The organism is Paraburkholderia sp. (assembly GCF_036488505.1).
In the GTDB taxonomy this organism is placed as follows: domain Bacteria; phylum Pseudomonadota; class Gammaproteobacteria; order Burkholderiales; family Burkholderiaceae; genus Paraburkholderia.
The window spans coordinates 1-16,748 of the sequence record NZ_DASXHN010000186.1 but is presented as its reverse complement, the minus strand read 5'-3'; the positions used below and the strand labels follow the sequence as shown (position 1 = coordinate 16,748).

Sequence of the window (16,748 nt, the reverse complement as noted above, 5' to 3'; positions counted from 1 at the left end):
CCGCCGGTCGAAATGTTGATGACGGCGTCGGTTTCGGCGGCGATCGCGGGAACGAACTGGCGGAACACATCGGGCGACGGCGTCGGTCGTCCATCCGCGGGATTGCGCGCGTGCAGGTGCAGGATGGCGGCGCCCGCTTGCGCGGCTTCGAGCGCTTGCTTTCTGATGTCGTCCGGCGTGAAGGGCAGATATTCCGACATCGAAGGGACGTGCGCGGAGCCCGTCACGGCGCACGTAATGATGACTTTACGGTTTGCGTTGCTCATTGATCGGTCCTTTGCCGAAGTGGTCATGCGGCGGCGATAACGGCGGGTGCGAAGGTCCGGCGAATGTGGTGGCTCGAAAAGACCGTGCCGGACGCCGCTTTGATTTCAGTGATGGAGTGCGGGCGCGGCGCGTGCGCCGGGACAGGGCCTGCGCGACCGGGCGCGGAAGAGGGTAAGCATGCGTGTCTCCTTCATTCTGGCGAGTTGCGCGATCATCGCGCCGCTCACTCTTGTTATTGCCATGTTAGTGAGCTACGATCGATTTGGTAAGGTCTTTAACGGACAGTTGAATGTCCTTGCAGGACATTTCAGGAGAGACGATGTCTGCCCGGTTTCCGCTGCTCAACGAGCGCATCTACGCGCCGTACAAGATCGCTGCGCTGGTTGAAGTGCTCGCGGAACAAGGCATTGCGCCGCAGGACAGCCTGAAGGGAAGCGGCGTATCGCCCGACCAGATTTACGACGCGTCGGTGTTGACGTCCGTGCGTCAGTACGCTGCGGTTTGCCGCAATGCGGTCAACCTGTCGGCCGACCCGGCCACGCCGTTCAGGACCGGTTCGCGCCTGCATCTGGCGGCCTACGGCATGTATGGCTATGCGCTGATGTCGTGCCTGTCGTTGCGCGACTACTTCCGCCTCGGCGTTAAATATCATCGTCTGGCGACGCCCACGCTGACGATCGAATGGCAAGAGTTTCCCGATCGGGCGGTGTGGACTTTTCCGGACGCGTTCGACTCGAATCTTCACCACGACGTGCAGCAGTTCCTGCTCGAACAGCAATACACGCAGCACGTGACCCACCTGCAGGACGTTGCCGGCAGACTTTGCCCGCCGATTCGCGCGCGCTTTTCGTACCCCGCGCCGGCTCATGCCGATATCTACCCCGAGTACCTCGGTTGCCCGTGCGACTTCGGCGCGCCGCAGTGCGAGCTCATCTATGACAGCGCAATCCTCGAAGTCAGGCCGCAACTGGCGCATAGACACTCGGCGGCGCTTTTGCAGGAAACTTGTGACCGGCTGATCGGGCAGGCCAAGACGTCGTTCGGCGCGTCCGGTGAGGTCTACCAGGTGCTGATGCGCAATCCCGGCGAATTCCCGGGTATGGAAACGGTGGCGGCCACGCTGAAAATGACCAGTAGAACATTGCGACGTCGCCTCGAAGCGGAAGGTACGTCGTTTATCGCGATCGTGAACGACGTGCGCTGTTCGCTTGCGACCGAGTATCTGAAGACGACCCGGATGAGCACCGAAGACGTCGCGATGCTGGTGGGCTTCACCGATACCGCCAACTTCCGGCGGGCACTCAAGCGATGGACCGGCAAGGGGCCCGGTGACATCCGCGAACAGTAACTCGCCGGCCCGCTCGGCCAGGTAATGAATCAGCGCTGCCGTTGCCATCGCGATCCTAAGCCGTGCGCGTAGCCGAGATCAGATGAAGCGCGAGTGTCGACCGGACGCGCTCCGCTTGCTCCGGCGTCCATTTCCTGAGCCCCTCGCCCTGTTTCATTCCGGTGTGCCCGGCTTCGATGCACCCGGCCAGCAGCGGCGACGCTGTTGTCGCGCAGTCCAGCGTCGGGAAAATCAGGTCGTGGATTGCCTGAACGAGTTCGAGGCCAACGAGGTCTGCGTTCTCCATCGGCCCCAGTACCGGCGAGCGCAGACCAAAGCTTTGCTTGACGACCGTGTCGATGGTTTGTGCATCGCACACGCCGCTTTGCACGAGAAAGAACGCTTCGCGCCAGAGCGCATGCTGAAGACGATTGCCGATGAAACCGGTGATGTCGCGCTGGGCCTTGACGGGACGCTTGCCGACACGTTCGAGCAGATCGAACGTGTCGTCGAACACCTCGGGCGCCGTGAACGGGGTACGTATCACCTCCACCAGCGGGACGAGATGCGGCGGATTCCACCAGTGCGTGCCGAGCACGCGCGCTCGCGCCGACGGTGGCAGCTGTGCACCGATGTCGGTGATCGGAATCACGGAGGTGTTGCTCGCCAGCACCGCGGTGGCCGGCGCCGCTTCGGCGACGATCGCGAAGAGTCTTTGCTTCAGGTCGAGTCGCTCGGGAACCGCCTCGATGACGATCGCCGCATCCTTGACCGCGTCCACCAGGCTGTCGTTCAGTCGCAGATGAGAGAGGACGGGCGCCGCTTCGATTCCCATCTGATTCAGGTTGTGCTCGATATGCGCCGGTGCCGAGGCGAGGGTCTCGTCATCGGAGTCCGTCAGCGTGGTTTGATGGCCGGCGCTTGCAAATACCTGCGCAATTGCATGCCCCATGAGAGCGGCTCCGATTACGGCTACATTCAGCTGGCGGTTCACCATCGTCTCTCCCATTTCTTTCCAGCCATGGAGCCGGCTGTCTTTTATCAAGCTTCATCCTAAGTAAAGCGCGCGTTCCGTTAAGGTCATTCACGGACAATACGGCGTCCTGCCGGGACATCCTCGTCAAGCGCGAGCCGGACGGCTGGACCTTCCAGGGAAAGCACTGACGCGATCGGTTCGGGCGGTCGAAGCCGAGCCCGTTCGGCATCCGCGCGACAGGCATGGGCGTTGCGCGCATTGTCAAGGTCAGGCTCTAGTTGAGCATGAGCTGCTCGGGCCGCGATTGGCAGACCGGTACCGGGAACAGGTTAGGAGCCACGGCCAACGCGCACGCCGGCAACGTCGTGTCAAAGCCGTCGCTCACCAAAAGCGTCCTCTGATTGAACCGATCATTGTCGTGATTGGATTGCGCAATTGGCCCGGTGACACTACACTTCCATTTGATCGGTTCGATCATTTCTGATTGCATCCGCGCGCGAAGCAATCACTATGACCAAATAAAGCCAGGAGACATGCATGGTTCAGATTCCCATTAAGCGCTCGATCGAACGCATCCCCGGCGGCATGATGATCGTGCCCTTGCTGGTGGGCTCGATGGTGGCGACGTTCATGCCGGGCATGCCGAAGTTCTTCGGTTCATTCACCAGCGCGCTGTTCACCGGCGCGTTGCCGATCCTCGCCGTGTTCTACGTGTGCATGGGCGCGAGCATCGACGTCAAGGCGACGCCCTATCTGATGAAAAAGGGCGGCGCGCTGCTCCTCACGAAGGTGGGCGCGGCGGTGATCGTCGGCGTGATTCTTGGACGCATCCTCGGCGAGCAGCCCGTCTCTGCCGGGCTTTTCGCCGGTATCTCGACGCTCGCCGTCGTCGCCGCGATGAACGACACCAACGGCGGCCTTTACATGGCGCTGATGGGTCAGTATGGCCGCTCGGAAGACGTGGGCGCCTACACGCTCATGTCGCTCGAGTCCGGACCGTTCCTCACGATGGTGACGCTCGGCGTAGCAGGGCTCTCGGCGTTCCCGTGGCAGACGCTGGTCGGCAGCATCCTGCCGCTCGCGCTCGGCATGCTGCTGGGCAATCTGGACCGCGAGATGCGCAGTTTCCTCGCGAAGGCCGTGCCTGTGATGATTCCGTTCTTCGCGCTGGCGCTGGGCGCCGGTCTCGACCTGCACAAGGTGTGGCAGGCGGGTCTGCTCGGTATCGGGCTCGGCGTCGCGGTGGTCATCGTCACGGGTATTCCGCTGTACTTCGCCGATCGCCTGACAGGCGGCACGGGTGTCGCCGGCGTGGCCGCGGCCAATACGGCGGGCAACGCGGCGGCTGTGCCCGCGCTCGTCGCCGCGGCCAATCCGGTCTACAACCAGGCGGCACAAAGCGCGACCCTGCTGGTCGCCGCGTGTGTGGTCGTGACGGCGATCCTTTCGCCGATCCTGACCGCGACGATCGCGAAGCGCTACCAGCAGCGCGCGGACAAAGCGCACGCCCACCATCAGCGAGACCTCGCATGACGAAGCTGCTGATCCTGGCCGACGACCTGTCCGGTGCCGCGGACTGCGCGATCGGCTTTGCCGGCGCGGGGCACCGTACGGTCGTCACGCTGGAAGCAACCCGCACGAACGCGCATGACGACGCGGACACGATCGCCGTCGATACCGATACGCGCCGTCTCGCGCCTGAAGACGCATCGGCGCGCACCGCGGCCGCGTACGCGCAGATGAGTATGAGCGGGCATCGTCTTTACAAGAAGATCGATTCGACGTTGCGTGGCAACTGGGCCGCCGAAGTGGCAGGCTTGCAGGCGCTTGCGGGCATGGCCATCGTTGCTCCCGCGTTTCCGGCCACCGGACGCACGGTGCGCGACGGCCGGGTCTACGTGTACGGTGAGCCGCTGGAACAGACAGCGACGTGGCAGCTGGAGCACGCGGGCCGCTGCGCGGACATCGCGGCACAGCTTCAGGCCGCCGGTCTCGCGTCTGAGCGTCTAGCCGCGGACGCGTTACGCGATAACGTTGAATCGCTCGCGGCCCGCATCGACGCGATGGCCGCAGGCGGTGTGCAGGCACTGATCGTCGACGCACAAAGCGAAGAGGATCTGCGCGCGCTGGCGCGCGCGACGCTGCAAAGCAACGCGGCGTTTTTCTGGGTCGGCTCCGGTGGTCTCGCGCGCGAGATCGCATCGCTCGATCAGCGCGAGAATGCACGCAGCGATGCGCACAGCGCCACGTTTTCCGGTGGCCCGATTCTGGTCCTTGTCGGCAGCCTCTCCGCGGTGACCGACCGCCAGTGCGCGATGCTGCGCGAGCGCGGTGGCGTCGAGGAACTGGTGGTGCCGCCCGCCGTGCTGCGCGGCGGTGCGGGTCACCGCGACTGGCTGTCGTGGCGGCAACAGATTGCCGTGTCCATGCAGGCTGGCCGCGATCTGCTGCTGCGCATCGGCCGTGACGACGCGTTCGACCCGGCCGAGGGCGTGCTGCTATCGACAGCGCTCGCCGCCCTCGTCGAGCCGTATTTCGCGAAGATAGGCGGCCTGATCGCCACCGGCGGAGAAACCGCACGAGCGATGCTCGCGGCCGCGCGAATCAGCAACCTGCATCTACTGGCAGAGGTCGAAGCCGGTGTCGCGGTCGCGCGGCCGCTCGATGCAACGCGCGAGCATTGCCCGGGTATCGTGACGAAGGCCGGCGCGTTCGGAACCGACCACGCACTGTACGCGGCGTGGCTCACGCTGCGTAACGAAAGCGAACCGAAAGTCTGCTGATACGGACGTCCGTGAATGGACAGAAGCAAACCCTGCAAGTCTAAAGAGATCACATCATGAGCAACTATCTTCCTGTAATCGGCATCACGATGGGCGATGCGGCTGGCGTTGGCGCGGAGGTCGTCGTCAAGAGCCTGACGCACGGATCGGTCTATGCGCAATGCCGTCCGCTCGTGATTGGCGACGCGAAGCGTCTCGAGCGAGCAAACGAAATCGTCGGCGCGGGCGTGACGATTCGCCGTATCGACGATGCGGCCCAGGCGCGTTACGAGCAGGGCACGATCGACTGCATCGACCTCGGGCTGATTCCCGACGATCTGCCATTCGGACAGCTGTCGGCCGTGGCCGGTGATGCGGCGTACCGGTACATCGAGCGCGCGGTCGAGCTCGCGCAGACCGGCCAGATCGACGCTATCTGCACGGCGCCACTCAATAAGGAAGCACTGCACGCGGGCGGCCACAAATATCCGGGCCACACCGAGATGCTCGCGCATCTGACGGGGGTCGACGAAGTATCGATGATGCTGGTCGCGCCGCAGTTGCGGGTGATCCACGTGACCACCCACATTGGCATCATCGACGCGATCCGTAAGATCGAACCGGGCCTGGTGCAGCGGACGATCGAACGCGGCAACGCGACGCTCGTGAAGGCGGGCATCGAGAAGCCACGCATCGGCGTGTGCGGGATCAATCCGCATGCGGGCGAGAACGGCCTGTTCGGCTACGGCGAGGAAGAGGAAAAGATCATCCCGGCGGTCAAGCTGCTGCAGGAGCGCGGACTCGATGTAACCGGCCCGCTGCCCGCAGACACGTTGTTTTTCCGCGCAGGCCGCGGCGACTTCGATCTGGTCGTGGCGATGTATCACGACCAGGGGCACGGTCCGGTGAAGGTGCTGGGCCTCGAGGCGGGTGTGAATGTAACGGTGGGATTGGACGTGATCCGCACGTCCGTCGATCACGGAACTGCGTTTGACATCGCAGGCAAGGGCGTCGTCGACGAGGGCAGCATGCTCGAAGCGTTGCGTCAGGGCGCGGAGCTGGCGACCCGCCGTGCCTGAGCGCACGGCCACCTCGTTGGGGCTCGGGTAACATTGGGTCCCCTTCTTCTGCCGCTCAAGACGTGAAAAAGACCACCGATCGCCATCAGACCATTGTCGAACTGGTGCGTACCCGCAAGGCCAACGTCGAGGAACTGTGCGCCGCGCTAGGCGTTTCGGAGGCAACGATCCGGCGCGACCTGACCGTGCTCGAAAAGCAGCGGCGGCTCGTGCGCACTTATGGCGGCGCGACCGCGCTGGTCGGTATGCACGAACCGGAAGCGTCGCTCGAGGAGCGCAAGGCGGCGCAGTACGAACAGAAAGAAGCCATCGCGCTGGCGGCCGCCGCACATGTCCGCGAGGGCGACACCGTGCTGCTCGACGGCGGTACGACCTGCGCCGCGCTAGCGCGGCATCTGTCGACGCGGGAAGACCTGCATGTCGTGACGAACAATCTGCTTGCGGTGATGTCGCTCGCCAATGCGCCCGGCGTACGGTTGACGCTGATCGGTGGGGAGCTGCGCAGTTCGAGCATGAGCACGCTTGGCCCGCTGGCCGAGCTGATTCTCGGGCGACTGACCGTGGACATCGCATTTCTCGGCGCGGACGGCGTGGTGGCCGGATTCGGCCTGTGCGAAGCGTCGGTGCAACAGGCCTATCTGAAGGAATGCATCGTTGCTCGCGCGGCCGAGCTTATCGTGCTCGCTGATCCGACCAAGCTTGGCCGCGCGCGTCAGCAACATTGGACACCACTGCCGCGCCACTGGCGGCTGATCACTTCGTCGCAGGCCGACGAAGCAACGGTGGCACCGTTTCGCGAACGCGAAGAGGTGATTGTCGAGCTGGCACCGGGAGCATAGAAGCGCGCGTTCGTCGCGTGTTTGTACTGACGAGCTTCGTTGGCGACCGATGGCAGCAAATCTGTTGGGCCTGTATTGACGGACGCATAAATGGCGCACGTTTTTAACTGCCGAAATACGGGTTGCAGAATCCGGCTGGTCCGACACAGTCATCCTTGGCATGCCTGCCGCTGTCCATTGGGGCCTCGGGCTTTCGACCCGCGTCACTGGCACCCGAAGTCGCGGGGCCGCTGCCGCTGTGCAGCATCTTCAGGTGCTCGACCTGGCTCTGATAGACCCGGCTTACGTCCGGGTACGATGCATCGGTCACGAAGTTCAAGCCGTTGTTCTGCGCGTCGATAAGTTCCTGGCGGACTTCTGCTCGCGTTTTCTCCTGAGCCGATGCATGGGTGATCGATACGACAGAAGAAATGGCCAAAGCCAGTGCGATACATATGCTTCTGGTGTTCATTTGGTGCTCCTGATAGCAATGAATGGATCTGAGCCAGATTTCTGAGAGCTTGCGTCCGGCTATTACACGCGCGGAATTAACGCCGCAGTTCCGCGCGTTCCCTGAACTCCGGTGTGGTGTCGACGCGGTGTTTATCGGGCTGTACTGTCGACCGACATGCCGAAGGCGGGCGACGGCAGACGCGCTTTGCGCCACGGAAGCAGGTTGTCTATCGCAAGCGGGCCGGCACCGCCGAACACCAGTGCGACGAGACACGCGAGGTAGAGCAGATCCGTCTCATACCCGGGCGGCCCGAATTGCGGTCCAGCGGACGTGACCGCCATCAGCTTGATCGACGTAAAACCGAACGGCAGATGCACGGTGAAAGTCGCGACAAGCAGAACCACGATCATCGGTATCGTGACTAATGGGACGAACGCACCGACCAGGATCGCAAAACCACCTAGTAATTCGATCGCGATTGTCATCCATGCCATGAAGTGCGGAGCCGGCACGTTCAGCGCATGCAGGAGCGCCGCGAAGTGCTCAGGATCCTTGAGGATCTTGGCGTAGCCATGCGCGATGAAGCCATAGCCGACGATGAAACGCAGCGGTAGGGGCGACCAGCGGCCGAGGCGCTCCGCTAGCAACGCAGGGCTCATGAGATTCAAGATGGAGCGGATCATAGTCATGCTGAAGCCCTTTTTCGGGAAACGATAAAAGAGGACGCAGGCTCGGGTTGCCGTCGGGGCGCCACCGATTGCGTGCTGATATCCAGTAAGTCCCGGGAAAAGGCCAACTGGTTACATCGCTTTCACGATTCGCGGCACAAACAAATTTTTGACGCGACGTGTAACCAATCTGCGTGTCTCGACGACTTCATATATATGGGTCCAGCGAGCGCGGCAGCGAATGCGCGCAATTTTTCAACAGAGATAGATCGATGGATAAGTGTCAGTGATCGTGCCCGACCAAACGACCAGGCACGCGCTTGCGAATGGCGTGGAAGGACGGTTGAAAGGTTTGCTGCACCTTGCGCTCGATGGCGATGCGATCGCCTATGCGTCGTTCCTGGAAATTCTTTCTGGTTATCTGCGCGGCATGCTCAGGCGGCGTTTGCATTCTTACGAGGACGACATCGAGGACGTGCTTCAGGAGGTGTTATTCGCTTTACACAATGGCCTTCACACGTATCGGAACGAGGTGCCCTTGACCGCATGGGCAGCGGCGATCGTTCGACACAAGGTTGCCGATTTTTTGCGTGGCCGTGCGCACCGCGAGGCGCTGCATGATCCCATCGAGGATGAAATGGAACTGTTCGCACGGTCGGAGAACGAGTCGCTCGATGCACGACGCGACATCGATAGCCTGCTGCAACGATTGCCCGAGCGTCAGCGCGCGCCGATCGAGCACGTCCGGCTGTGTGGGATGTCGATAGCAGAAACGGCGAAGTTGACGGGGCTTTCAGAAGCAGCGGTCAAGATCGGCATTCATCGTGGCATCAAGGCGCTGTCGCGCCTGATTCGAGGGTAGGCGACATGAAAACAGAGCACGTGATCTGCCTTCTCGCGGCGGGCCTGGTACCCCAGCGCCGGCGTGCCGTCCTGAACCGGTTCTGCATCGCGTTGGCCGTGGGGGCGGTCGGGGCGATTGCGGCCATCGTCCTGAGCCGGGGAGTGCAGCCCCATCTCGTCACGCTCGTGACCACCCCCATGTTCTGGGGCAAGCTTGCCTTTCCGTTATTGATGGCAGTCGCCGCCATCGTGCTGGCTGCGCGCTTGTCAATCCCCGGGGCGTCGCTGGGACGCGCGTGGCTGATGCTTGCCGTTCCGTACGGCATCATCTGGGCGGTGGCGCTTGCCGAACTGTTGATGACGCCGGCGGGCGAACGGCAGGCGCTCGTGTTCGGTCACACATGGAGACAGTGTCCATTGCTCATCGCGCTGTTGTCCGTGCCGTGCTATCTGGCGTTGTCCTGGGCGATGCGGGGATTGGCGCCCACGCGGCTGCGGCTTAGCGGTGCCGTCGTCGGCCTGCTGTCCGGCGCAGTGGGTACGCTGGTTTATGTACTGCGCTGTCCCGAGATGAGCGTGCCGTTCTGGGCGTCATGGTATTCGGTCGGGATGGCGATTCCGGCGCTTGGCGGCTCGCTGCTCGCCCGTGTTGCGTTTCGCTGGTCGTAAGCGCAGGCCGGCCGCAAGTCTGTTCGCGACAACTTGTTTCCGGGCCGGGCGCACCGAGTGGTCCGGCACGTGCAAGCGCTAGTTCGTCTTCTATCGTGCGCGTGCTGACAGGCGGCATCGAGCGACGCCGTCTGATGGCTTCAGGTCCCAGTCAAACCTTGAAGGCTGATTTTCGATTGCGTATTGACGGGCTGCTCGCCAATCTTCGTAAGCGCGCCTTTTGCGGAGATCGAGTACGCAACGATTTTGCCGTCCCCCGCGTAGTCCTGATACAGATACTTGCCGTCAGGGCTAATCCACGAGTCGTTGGCGAAGCTCGACGTGCTGGACGACACGGCCGGCTCCGTCGCTGCTGTCGCGTTCAAAAGGACCAATTTCCCCGTGCTATCGAGCGAGAACAGCGAGACGGTGCCGCTGCCGCTGCTGACGTACGCGAACTTGTTGTCCGGTGTGATCGCGAGCCAGCAGGGAGCTGCTTGGCCGGTGACCGTCACCGGGCCGCTAACCGGTGTGAACGTGCCGTTCGAGGCGAACGAATACGAGCTTGCAGTGTCGCCGGCCGCTTCAGTGACGACGTAGGTACTGGCGAGCGAACCCGTGCCGAAGCGGCCGCCAAACGGACCGACCCCCGCTGACGCGCTATCGACAGCCGTGCCCAATGAACCGTCGCTGTTGATCGGAAAAGCAAGCAATGTGTTGGCCGGCTGGACCGGATCGACCGTTTTCAGAAAGCCATTGACCACGACGAACTTGCCGTCCGGACTGATCGAGACCTGCGTTGGCAGCGCGTCCTGCTGAACGACGGTATATCGAGCTATGGCAGTGAGCTTGCCGTCCTGACCAACCCGATAAGCGCCGAGTTCCTGTGCGCCTTGTTGATGCGTTACGTACAACACGCCGTTCAGATAGGCAAGCGACGTGGGCCGTGTGCCGCCGGTTGGAGAAACGGCGAGCAGCGTGATGCCGCCATTACTGTTGATGGAGAACGTACTGACCGTATCGTCGCCGGCGTTGGCGACAAACAGACGTGTCTTGTCCGTCGACAGAATCACACTGTTGTTGCTGGTCAGCGCATCGGGCGCGACGATGTTGCCCATGAAGTAATTGACGCCATTGGTTCCTTTTCCACCGGTCTGCACGCTTGCCTGCGGCGTGAGCGTACCGTCGGCGCCACGAGTGAACCGGACCACGGCGTTGGTACTGTCGTTGGTCTGCGCGAAGAGCTGCGAAACCGGTGCAGGGCTGAGGTTGTCGCCACCGCCGCCGCACGCCGCCAATAGGGTTGACATTGCTGCCGTTACCGCAAGCTTTTTATTCATCATGGCCTCGTCGTATTTGAGGTGAACCGGGAATGAAGGAGAGTGCCGTCTGACGCGCTCCAAGCCGGGCGCGCGGATTCTGGTGGCTGGTCATCTTGCCAACGGGTACTTCGTTGCACGGCGCGAGCTGGTTACAACCGCGCGAAGTATTTTCCCGGGAGCGGGATGGGCGTGAGCGGGCGTGCCCGGCCGCTGCCGGTGATGCAACGCCGCTGTCCCGACACACCCGACAGCAGCATCGATCGTTCGGCGCGAGAAGGGCGGATAACTCCGTTTGCTGGATTGTTCTCTTCGTGCGAACGAAAAAAATTTCTCGGGCACTGTAACGGCAAAGCAACACAACACGAACTAACAGGGATGTTTATCGGCCCGCGGACCAGGTAGGTGTCGACCGAAAGGTGCGTCGCGGGATCTGTATGGTTTACAACGGCATTAGTGTTGCAATGACAGTTCATTTTTCATGCACGATGTGCGGCAAGTGTTGCCATGATCTTCGTTTGCCGTTGAGCATCGACGAGGCGCTTGTCTGGTCCGAGCGGGGGGGTGATGTGCAGCTATTTTGCGAGGGGATTCCGTGGCCGGTCGAACCGCCTGAAACGGATTTGCTCGCCGCGCACAAACGTGGACGTTCGTTTCCGGTCATGTCAGGCGAGTTGCCGGTGCGCATTGCAGTCACCGTGGTCGCGTCGTTTAGCGGAGCGTGCCCGAATCTGAGCGAAGACATGCGTTGCGGCGCTTATGAAGACCGGCCGCGCGTTTGCCGCATCTATCCCGCCGAAGTGAATCCGTTCGTCGAGTTGGTGCCTTCCGGCAAGGCCTGTCCGCCGGAAGCATGGGGCGACGACAAACTGGTCCTCGTGGAACAAGGGCGTCTGGTCGATTCGGAGACTGACAGGTTGATTCGCCTCTGCCGGGAATCGGACCGCAACGATGCGAACGCGAAAGAATCGCTGTGCTTTCAGCTGGGAGCGTCGGCGGCTGCGATCGCCAACGAAGGATTCACTGTCTATTCGGCGAGCCGGGACACGATCATTTCGGCGTTGAAGAAAGCCAGAATGGAAAATCCCGACCGTGCGGACAGGCTTGGCTGGACCTTGATTTCAAACCGGCAATCGACGGTAGACACTTTGGTGTCGGTCGGCGCGCAAAGTGTCAGCACCGCGAACACCGGTGCGCGCGAATTCGACTACATCGGGTTCTTTGCGGACGCACTGTAGCGGGCGGCTCGACAAGCCGTTCACCAGCGAAGCATTCGCGGACCCAGCAGTGCACCGGCGGCAGTGGGGATCGCAATGCCAAGCACGTACCAGACAGCCCAGAATGGAACGCCCATCTCGGGACAGTGCAGGCAATACGCGAGCGTGGCAACGGCGCCGGCGAGCAGGCCTGCTGCCGCGCCCGCTGAGCGCAATCGGGTAGGCGCGAGGCTGCCGAGCGCTTTCATGAAGGCCACGAAACCGGGTACAGACAGCAACGCGATATTGACCGGGCACGTGCGCCATGTGTGCCCCATCAGCAACGCGTCGCGGGAATCGGGCGCAGCAAACCGGTAATCCGCGATCGCCGCGAGCCACAGAACCACCACCGGCAACGCGAGTAGCGCGGCTCGCGTGCTGCCGATAGCCGTTGCGGGCCTGGAAAGCCGTGTCGTCACAACGAAGGCGCCGGCCGACAGAGCCAACGGAAAAGCCAGTTTGCTCCAGTACAACGGATCGGTCAGCATCTGATCGATATCCGGCCGCAGGCCGTACACGCCCAAAGCCAATAGCAGCGCGCCTAAAGCGGCGACCGCGCTCGCCGACAGCAAGTAGCGAATCGCAACCTTAGGGGCGACGGGCGCGACGCCGGTCGCCAGCAGGGAAATCAAATCATCGGTTTTCATACGGCTGCGCCTCGAATTTTCAATGCCAATGCTTTTAGTCCTCGATGGACGCCGACCTTGATCGCGGACTCGGAGAGACCTGTCAAGCGGGCTGTTTCGGCGACCGATAAACCTTGCAGCTTGACGTGCACGATCGGCAAGCGCTGTTTGTCCGGCAGATGGCCAAGCAGCTTGTCGAGGTCCCGTTTCGCATTGGCTGGCTCGACGTCCGACTCCGCGAACAATTCCGATTCGTCGTCAAGTGGATCGTGCAGTGCCTCGCGCCGCGAACGCGCGCGCAGATGGTCGGCAAGTTTGTAACGGGCAATCGCGTGTATCCAGGCGGTCAGCGGCTCTTCCGCGCGATAAGTGTGCCGCGCGTTATGCACGGCCACGAGGATTTCCTGGACGATGTCTTCGATGTCGTCCTGCAGGTAATAGAGCCGCTTGCGCAGAAAGCCCCGTAAATGCCCGGTCAGATCGGCAAGGAACGCGTGGTATGCGCCAGCATCGCCGTCGAGCGCTCTTATCAGCAGGCCTCGCAAACGTTCTTCGCCGGGGCGCGTTAGCGAGGGATCGGTTTTCTTGGTCATCGCGGTATCGTCTGTAGCAGGGTCACAACTCGTTCATTGACCGTGCTTGGTCGGCCCCACGACGGATTTCTTACGGCTCAAACGCAGAAATTGGCTGGCGAGCGGACGACATCGCGTTTGGCTCCTTCAACGCGCGCGACCGGCGAGCGAGCGTTGGCGCTCGTGCGCGGATACATCCGTATTTCGTGAAATCGCCTCGCGCGGTTACACGGTCGGGAAAATTCTGGAGGGACGCGCCGAAGCGCGCGCATTTGACCTGGAAATAAACCCCGGCGCGTGTAACCAGGCGAGGTTGCGTTGCGAACTACGTGATGAGGCTGCGTTCTGTAGCCGTGATGTAAGCCGCCGCATAGCCGGCGATTTTGAAACTATTGGGGGTTTTGATGAAAACGATTCTTAACGCGGTGATGGTCGCGATGTTCGCGGTCGCAGGCACGAGCGCATTTGCCCAGGGGAGCGATGCGATGGGTCATGACTCGATGGCGAAAGATTCGATGGCGAAAGATTCGATGTCCCACGACTCGATGGGCAAGAGTTCGGCATCGCACGGTTCGATGGGCAAGAAGGGCGACAAGATGAAGAAGCACGATGCGATGGGAATGGATCACGCGGGTTCGGCAGCGATGTCGCAGTAATCGTTGTCCGACGCGTCGCGTCAAAACGCCTGTTTTGACGCACTGACTTTCTCTTTGCACGAATCCGCGCATGTGGAACAGTCCAAAGCACTGGATCGTTGCCGGGCAACGCTCCGGTGCCGGTATCCTCCTCTGATACCTTCTCTTTTCACCTGAGTAAACGTCGCTGGCGAATGACCGCAATAGCCGGGAGCCAACGACAACGCCAGCAGCCGCGTGCATGACCCGTGGAGCCTGCCAGTTGCGCCGCCGCACCCCCCGCCGTCAGCCCCATTAGCGGACTTCACCGCCGAAGCCTTCATTTGGCTTAAAGCGACATCGGCCGCCGCCTCGACGCGCCCCGCCGAAACGCTTGCCCAGCATCGCTTTCAGCCCAGCGTATCAATGCGCATGCGACACGGGTGTCGTATTTCCTCATGTGGTTGTCGCAAATAGTCGGCTAGCCCTACTTTTTTCTGGCAACTATGTATGCACGGCGCGGACGGACGTCCGCCACGCTAGGAGAGCATTCGATGAATTCCCCCAAGGTCGTGGTCGAAGGGCTGTGCAAGGTGTTCGGCACCAACCCGAAACAGGCGCTCGGCATGCTGGCAGGCGGCGCAACGAAAGAAGAAGTCTTCGCACGCACGGGTCAGATCGTCGGCGTGCACAACGTATCGTTCGAAGTCAAGGAAGGCGAGATCTTCGTGCTGATGGGCCTCTCCGGTTCCGGCAAGTCGACGCTGATTCGCCTGATCAATCGGCTCGTGGAGCCGTCGGCGGGGAAGGTGCTGATCGACGGGCGCGATGTTGCGAGCGTGCCGCGCGCCGAATTGACGGCGCTGCGCCGCAAGGATATGAGCATGGTGTTTCAGTCCTTCGCGCTGATGCCGCAACGCACGGTGCTGTCCAACGCCGCCTTCGGGCTCGAAGTGGCGGGCGTGGGCCGCAAGGAACGCGAAGCGCGTGCGATGACCGTGCTCGAGCAGGTCGGCCTCGCGCCGTTCTCGGCGAAGCTGCCCGCGCAACTGTCGGGCGGGATGCAGCAACGCGTGGGTCTGGCGCGGGCACTGGCGGTCAACCCGTCGCTGATGATCATGGACGAAGCGTTTTCCGCGCTCGATCCGCTCAAGCGCAAAGAGATGCAGAACGTGCTGCTCGATTTGCAGCGCGAGCAGCAGCGCACGATCCTGTTCGTGTCGCACGATCTCGAAGAAGCGATGCGCATCGGCACACGTATCGCGATCATGGAAGGCGGCAAGGTGGTGCAGATCGGCACGCCGCAGGAAATCATCACCAACCCGGCTGACGATTACGTGCGCGCTTTCTTCGAAGGCATCGACACCAGCCGTTATCTGACGGCCGGCGACATGATGCAGACCGACGCCGTGCCGCTGATGCATTCGCACGCGCCGCAGATCGATGCGTCGAGCGTGGCCGCCACGTTGAACGGCAGCGCTGACTATGCGTTCGTGCTCGACGGCGAGCGCAGGATTCGTGGTTTCGTGTGCCGCGACGAAACCGGCAGCGCGTCGGCGAAACTGAACTACGTCGAGTGCCTCCGGCGCACGACGCCGCTAGACGATGTGGTCCGGCGCGTGGTCGCAAGTCCCGCGCCGTTGCCGGTCGTCGAAGCGGACGGCTCCTACTGCGGTTCCGTCAACAAGACGAACGTGCTGCACGTTCTCACGCGCCATCGAGGTTCCCATGTCTGAAATTATTCCGCTGGGTGCCTGGGTCGATCACGGCGTTCACTATCTGCTCGACCACGACGCAAAAACGTTCGACTCGATCGGCAAGGTCATCGAGAGCTTCGCCGCGGTGATCGAGCACGGTCTGCAAGCCGTGCCGATGTGGGCGCTGATGGCGTTGTTCGTCGGCATCGGATTGTGGCGAGTAGGCTGGCGCTTCGCACTGTTCACGCTGCTCGCGATGCTGCTGATTTACGGCACCGGCTTCTGGGATCAGATGGTCATCACGCTCGGGCTCACGCTGTCGTCCACCTTCATCAGTCTGCTGCTCGGCGTGCCGCTGGGCATCTGGACCGCGAAGAGCCGCACGGTCGAAATGATCGTGCGTCCCGTGCTCGATCTGATGCAGACCATGCCCGCGTTCGTCTACCTGATTCCGGCTGCGATGCTGTTCGGCCTCGGCCGCGTGCCCGGCATTCTTTCCACCGTGATCTTCGCGATGCCGCCGGCGGTGCGTCTGACGTCGCTCGGCATCAAGCACGTGAATCGCGAAATCGTCGAAGCGGGGCAGGCTTTCGGTTGCACGCCCTGGCAACTGCTGTACAAGGTGCAGTTTCCGAACGCGTTGCCGTCGATCATGACCGGTGTGAACCAGACGATCATGATGGCGCTGTCGATGGTGATCATCGCGTCGATGGTCGGCGCGGGCGGTCTCGGCAACGACGTGCTCGCCAGTATTCAACGGCTCGACATCGGGCTCGGCTTCGAAAGCGGACTGTCGGTGGTGATGCTCGCGATCATTCTCGA

General features: G+C 62.2%; 18 protein-coding genes. 11 read left to right on the top strand and 7 right to left on the bottom strand.

What is annotated here, in order from left to right; genetic code table 11:
* Positions 1 to 266: 3-keto-5-aminohexanoate cleavage protein (locus VGH68_RS10905; RefSeq protein ID WP_331603629.1), on the bottom strand; the 266-nt coding region annotated here is incomplete at its 3' end.
* Between the two features lie 320 nt (positions 267 to 586).
* Between VGH68_RS10905 and VGH68_RS10900 the strand changes: the two genes are divergently transcribed.
* The gene (locus VGH68_RS10900) at positions 587 to 1,615 is read left to right on the top strand and encodes an AraC family transcriptional regulator (protein WP_331603628.1); all 1,029 of its coding nucleotides are present in this window, start codon (positions 587 to 589) and stop codon (positions 1,613 to 1,615) included.
* 55 nt (positions 1,616 to 1,670) lie between these two features.
* On the opposite strand, the gene VGH68_RS10895 is transcribed toward VGH68_RS10900, so the two are convergent.
* Positions 1,671 to 2,591, bottom strand: a complete 921-nt coding sequence (locus tag VGH68_RS10895; RefSeq protein ID WP_331603626.1) for a 3-hydroxyacyl-CoA dehydrogenase family protein — start codon at positions 2,589 to 2,591, stop codon at positions 1,671 to 1,673.
* A 516-nt stretch (positions 2,592 to 3,107) separates the two neighbouring features.
* Here VGH68_RS10895 and VGH68_RS10890 point away from each other — a divergent pair.
* From VGH68_RS10890 to VGH68_RS10875, 4 genes are all read left to right on the top strand, one after another.
* Entirely contained in the window at positions 3,108 to 4,103 is a 996-nt protein-coding gene (locus tag VGH68_RS10890) for a 2-keto-3-deoxygluconate permease (protein WP_331603625.1), read from the top strand.
* A complete protein-coding gene (locus VGH68_RS10885; protein WP_331603624.1) occupies positions 4,100 to 5,353 on the top strand; it encodes a four-carbon acid sugar kinase family protein in 1,254 nt (417 codons plus the stop codon). Before VGH68_RS10890 ends, VGH68_RS10885 begins: the two co-directional genes overlap by 4 nt.
* A 56-nt stretch (positions 5,354 to 5,409) precedes the next feature.
* Complete coding sequence (pdxA, locus tag VGH68_RS10880; RefSeq protein WP_331603623.1) at positions 5,410 to 6,411, top strand: 4-hydroxythreonine-4-phosphate dehydrogenase PdxA; 1,002 nt, start codon at positions 5,410 to 5,412, stop codon at positions 6,409 to 6,411.
* Positions 6,412 to 6,473: 62 nt separating this feature from the next.
* Positions 6,474 to 7,250 carry a DeoR/GlpR family DNA-binding transcription regulator gene (locus tag VGH68_RS10875; protein ID WP_331603621.1) on the top strand — a complete coding sequence of 259 codons (777 nt, stop codon included), beginning with the start codon at positions 6,474 to 6,476 and terminating at the stop codon, positions 7,248 to 7,250.
* A gap of 103 nt (positions 7,251 to 7,353) precedes the next feature.
* Here the strand turns inward: VGH68_RS10875 and VGH68_RS10870 are convergent, their stop codons facing one another.
* The gene (locus VGH68_RS10870; protein ID WP_331603620.1) at positions 7,354 to 7,701 is read right to left on the bottom strand and encodes a DUF4148 domain-containing protein; all 348 of its coding nucleotides are present in this window, start codon (positions 7,699 to 7,701) and stop codon (positions 7,354 to 7,356) included.
* A gap of 131 nt (positions 7,702 to 7,832) precedes the next feature.
* Entirely contained in the window at positions 7,833 to 8,342 is a 510-nt protein-coding gene (locus VGH68_RS10865) for a DoxX family protein (RefSeq protein ID WP_331603619.1), read from the bottom strand.
* 295 nt (positions 8,343 to 8,637) lie between these two features.
* On the opposite strand from VGH68_RS10865, the gene VGH68_RS10860 reads away from it, so the two are divergent.
* Together VGH68_RS10860 and VGH68_RS10855 are read left to right on the top strand one after the other, a co-directional pair.
* Positions 8,638 to 9,213 (top strand): sigma-70 family RNA polymerase sigma factor, encoded by a 576-nt coding sequence (locus VGH68_RS10860; protein ID WP_331603618.1) that lies wholly within the window; start codon positions 8,638 to 8,640, stop codon positions 9,211 to 9,213.
* Between the two features lie 5 nt (positions 9,214 to 9,218).
* Positions 9,219 to 9,863, top strand: coding sequence for a DUF1109 domain-containing protein (locus VGH68_RS10855; RefSeq protein ID WP_331603616.1), 645 nt, complete (start codon positions 9,219 to 9,221; stop codon positions 9,861 to 9,863).
* A 140-nt stretch (positions 9,864 to 10,003) separates the two neighbouring features.
* Here the strand turns inward: VGH68_RS10855 and VGH68_RS10850 are convergent, their stop codons facing one another.
* A complete protein-coding gene (locus tag VGH68_RS10850) occupies positions 10,004 to 11,245 on the bottom strand; it encodes a lactonase family protein (RefSeq protein ID WP_331603615.1) in 1,242 nt (413 codons plus the stop codon).
* Between the two features lie 353 nt (positions 11,246 to 11,598).
* Here VGH68_RS10850 and VGH68_RS10845 point away from each other — a divergent pair, with 353 nt between their 5' ends.
* Positions 11,599 to 12,399 carry a YkgJ family cysteine cluster protein gene (locus VGH68_RS10845; protein WP_331603614.1) on the top strand — a complete coding sequence of 267 codons (801 nt, stop codon included), beginning with the start codon at positions 11,599 to 11,601 and terminating at the stop codon, positions 12,397 to 12,399.
* 20 nt (positions 12,400 to 12,419) lie between these two features.
* Here VGH68_RS10845 and VGH68_RS10840 read toward each other — a convergent pair whose 3' ends face one another.
* Positions 12,420 to 13,064: a DUF1109 domain-containing protein gene (locus tag VGH68_RS10840; RefSeq protein ID WP_331603613.1), complete on the bottom strand. Its 645-nt coding sequence runs from the start codon at positions 13,062 to 13,064 to the stop codon at positions 12,420 to 12,422.
* Positions 13,061 to 13,636 (bottom strand): sigma-70 family RNA polymerase sigma factor, encoded by a 576-nt coding sequence (locus VGH68_RS10835; protein WP_331603611.1) that lies wholly within the window; start codon positions 13,634 to 13,636, stop codon positions 13,061 to 13,063. Before VGH68_RS10835 ends, VGH68_RS10840 begins: the two co-directional genes overlap by 4 nt.
* A gap of 383 nt (positions 13,637 to 14,019) precedes the next feature.
* Between VGH68_RS10835 and VGH68_RS10830 the strand changes: the two genes are divergently transcribed.
* The 3 genes from VGH68_RS10830 to choW form a co-directional block, all read left to right on the top strand.
* On the top strand, positions 14,020 to 14,271 hold the full coding sequence (locus VGH68_RS10830) for a pentapeptide MXKDX repeat protein (RefSeq protein ID WP_331603610.1): 252 nt from the start codon (positions 14,020 to 14,022) through the stop codon (positions 14,269 to 14,271).
* 512 nt (positions 14,272 to 14,783) lie between these two features.
* A complete protein-coding gene (locus VGH68_RS10825; RefSeq protein ID WP_331603609.1) occupies positions 14,784 to 15,965 on the top strand; it encodes a glycine betaine/L-proline ABC transporter ATP-binding protein in 1,182 nt (393 codons plus the stop codon).
* On the top strand, positions 15,958 to 16,748 hold a 791-nt coding region (gene choW / locus VGH68_RS10820), incomplete at its 3' end, for a choline ABC transporter permease subunit (protein ID WP_331603608.1). The genes VGH68_RS10825 and choW, both read left to right, overlap by 8 nt.

Bases quoted from the DNA above. Each gene is read 5' to 3' on its own strand.
- VGH68_RS10830 (WP_331603610.1), top strand. From the start codon at position 14,020: ATGAAAACGATTCTTAACGCGGTGATGGTCGCGATGTTCGCGGTCGCA.
- VGH68_RS10845 (WP_331603614.1), top strand. From the start codon at position 11,599: ATGGTTTACAACGGCATTAGTGTTGCAATGACAGTTCATTTTTCATGC.
- pdxA (WP_331603623.1), top strand. From the start codon at position 5,410: ATGAGCAACTATCTTCCTGTAATCGGCATCACGATGGGCGATGCGGCT.
- VGH68_RS10855 (WP_331603616.1), top strand. From the start codon at position 9,219: ATGAAAACAGAGCACGTGATCTGCCTTCTCGCGGCGGGCCTGGTACCC.
- VGH68_RS10825 (WP_331603609.1), top strand. From the start codon at position 14,784: ATGAATTCCCCCAAGGTCGTGGTCGAAGGGCTGTGCAAGGTGTTCGGC.
- VGH68_RS10840 (WP_331603613.1), bottom strand. From the start codon at position 13,064: ATGAAAACCGATGATTTGATTTCCCTGCTGGCGACCGGCGTCGCGCCC.
- VGH68_RS10895 (WP_331603626.1), bottom strand. From the start codon at position 2,591: ATGGTGAACCGCCAGCTGAATGTAGCCGTAATCGGAGCCGCTCTCATG.
- VGH68_RS10835 (WP_331603611.1), bottom strand. From the start codon at position 13,636: ATGACCAAGAAAACCGATCCCTCGCTAACGCGCCCCGGCGAAGAACGT.
- VGH68_RS10890 (WP_331603625.1), top strand. From the start codon at position 3,108: ATGGTTCAGATTCCCATTAAGCGCTCGATCGAACGCATCCCCGGCGGC.
- VGH68_RS10870 (WP_331603620.1), bottom strand. From the start codon at position 7,701: ATGAACACCAGAAGCATATGTATCGCACTGGCTTTGGCCATTTCTTCT.
- VGH68_RS10900 (WP_331603628.1), top strand. From the start codon at position 587: ATGTCTGCCCGGTTTCCGCTGCTCAACGAGCGCATCTACGCGCCGTAC.
- VGH68_RS10865 (WP_331603619.1), bottom strand. From the start codon at position 8,342: ATGAGCCCTGCGTTGCTAGCGGAGCGCCTCGGCCGCTGGTCGCCCCTA.
- VGH68_RS10885 (WP_331603624.1), top strand. From the start codon at position 4,100: ATGACGAAGCTGCTGATCCTGGCCGACGACCTGTCCGGTGCCGCGGAC.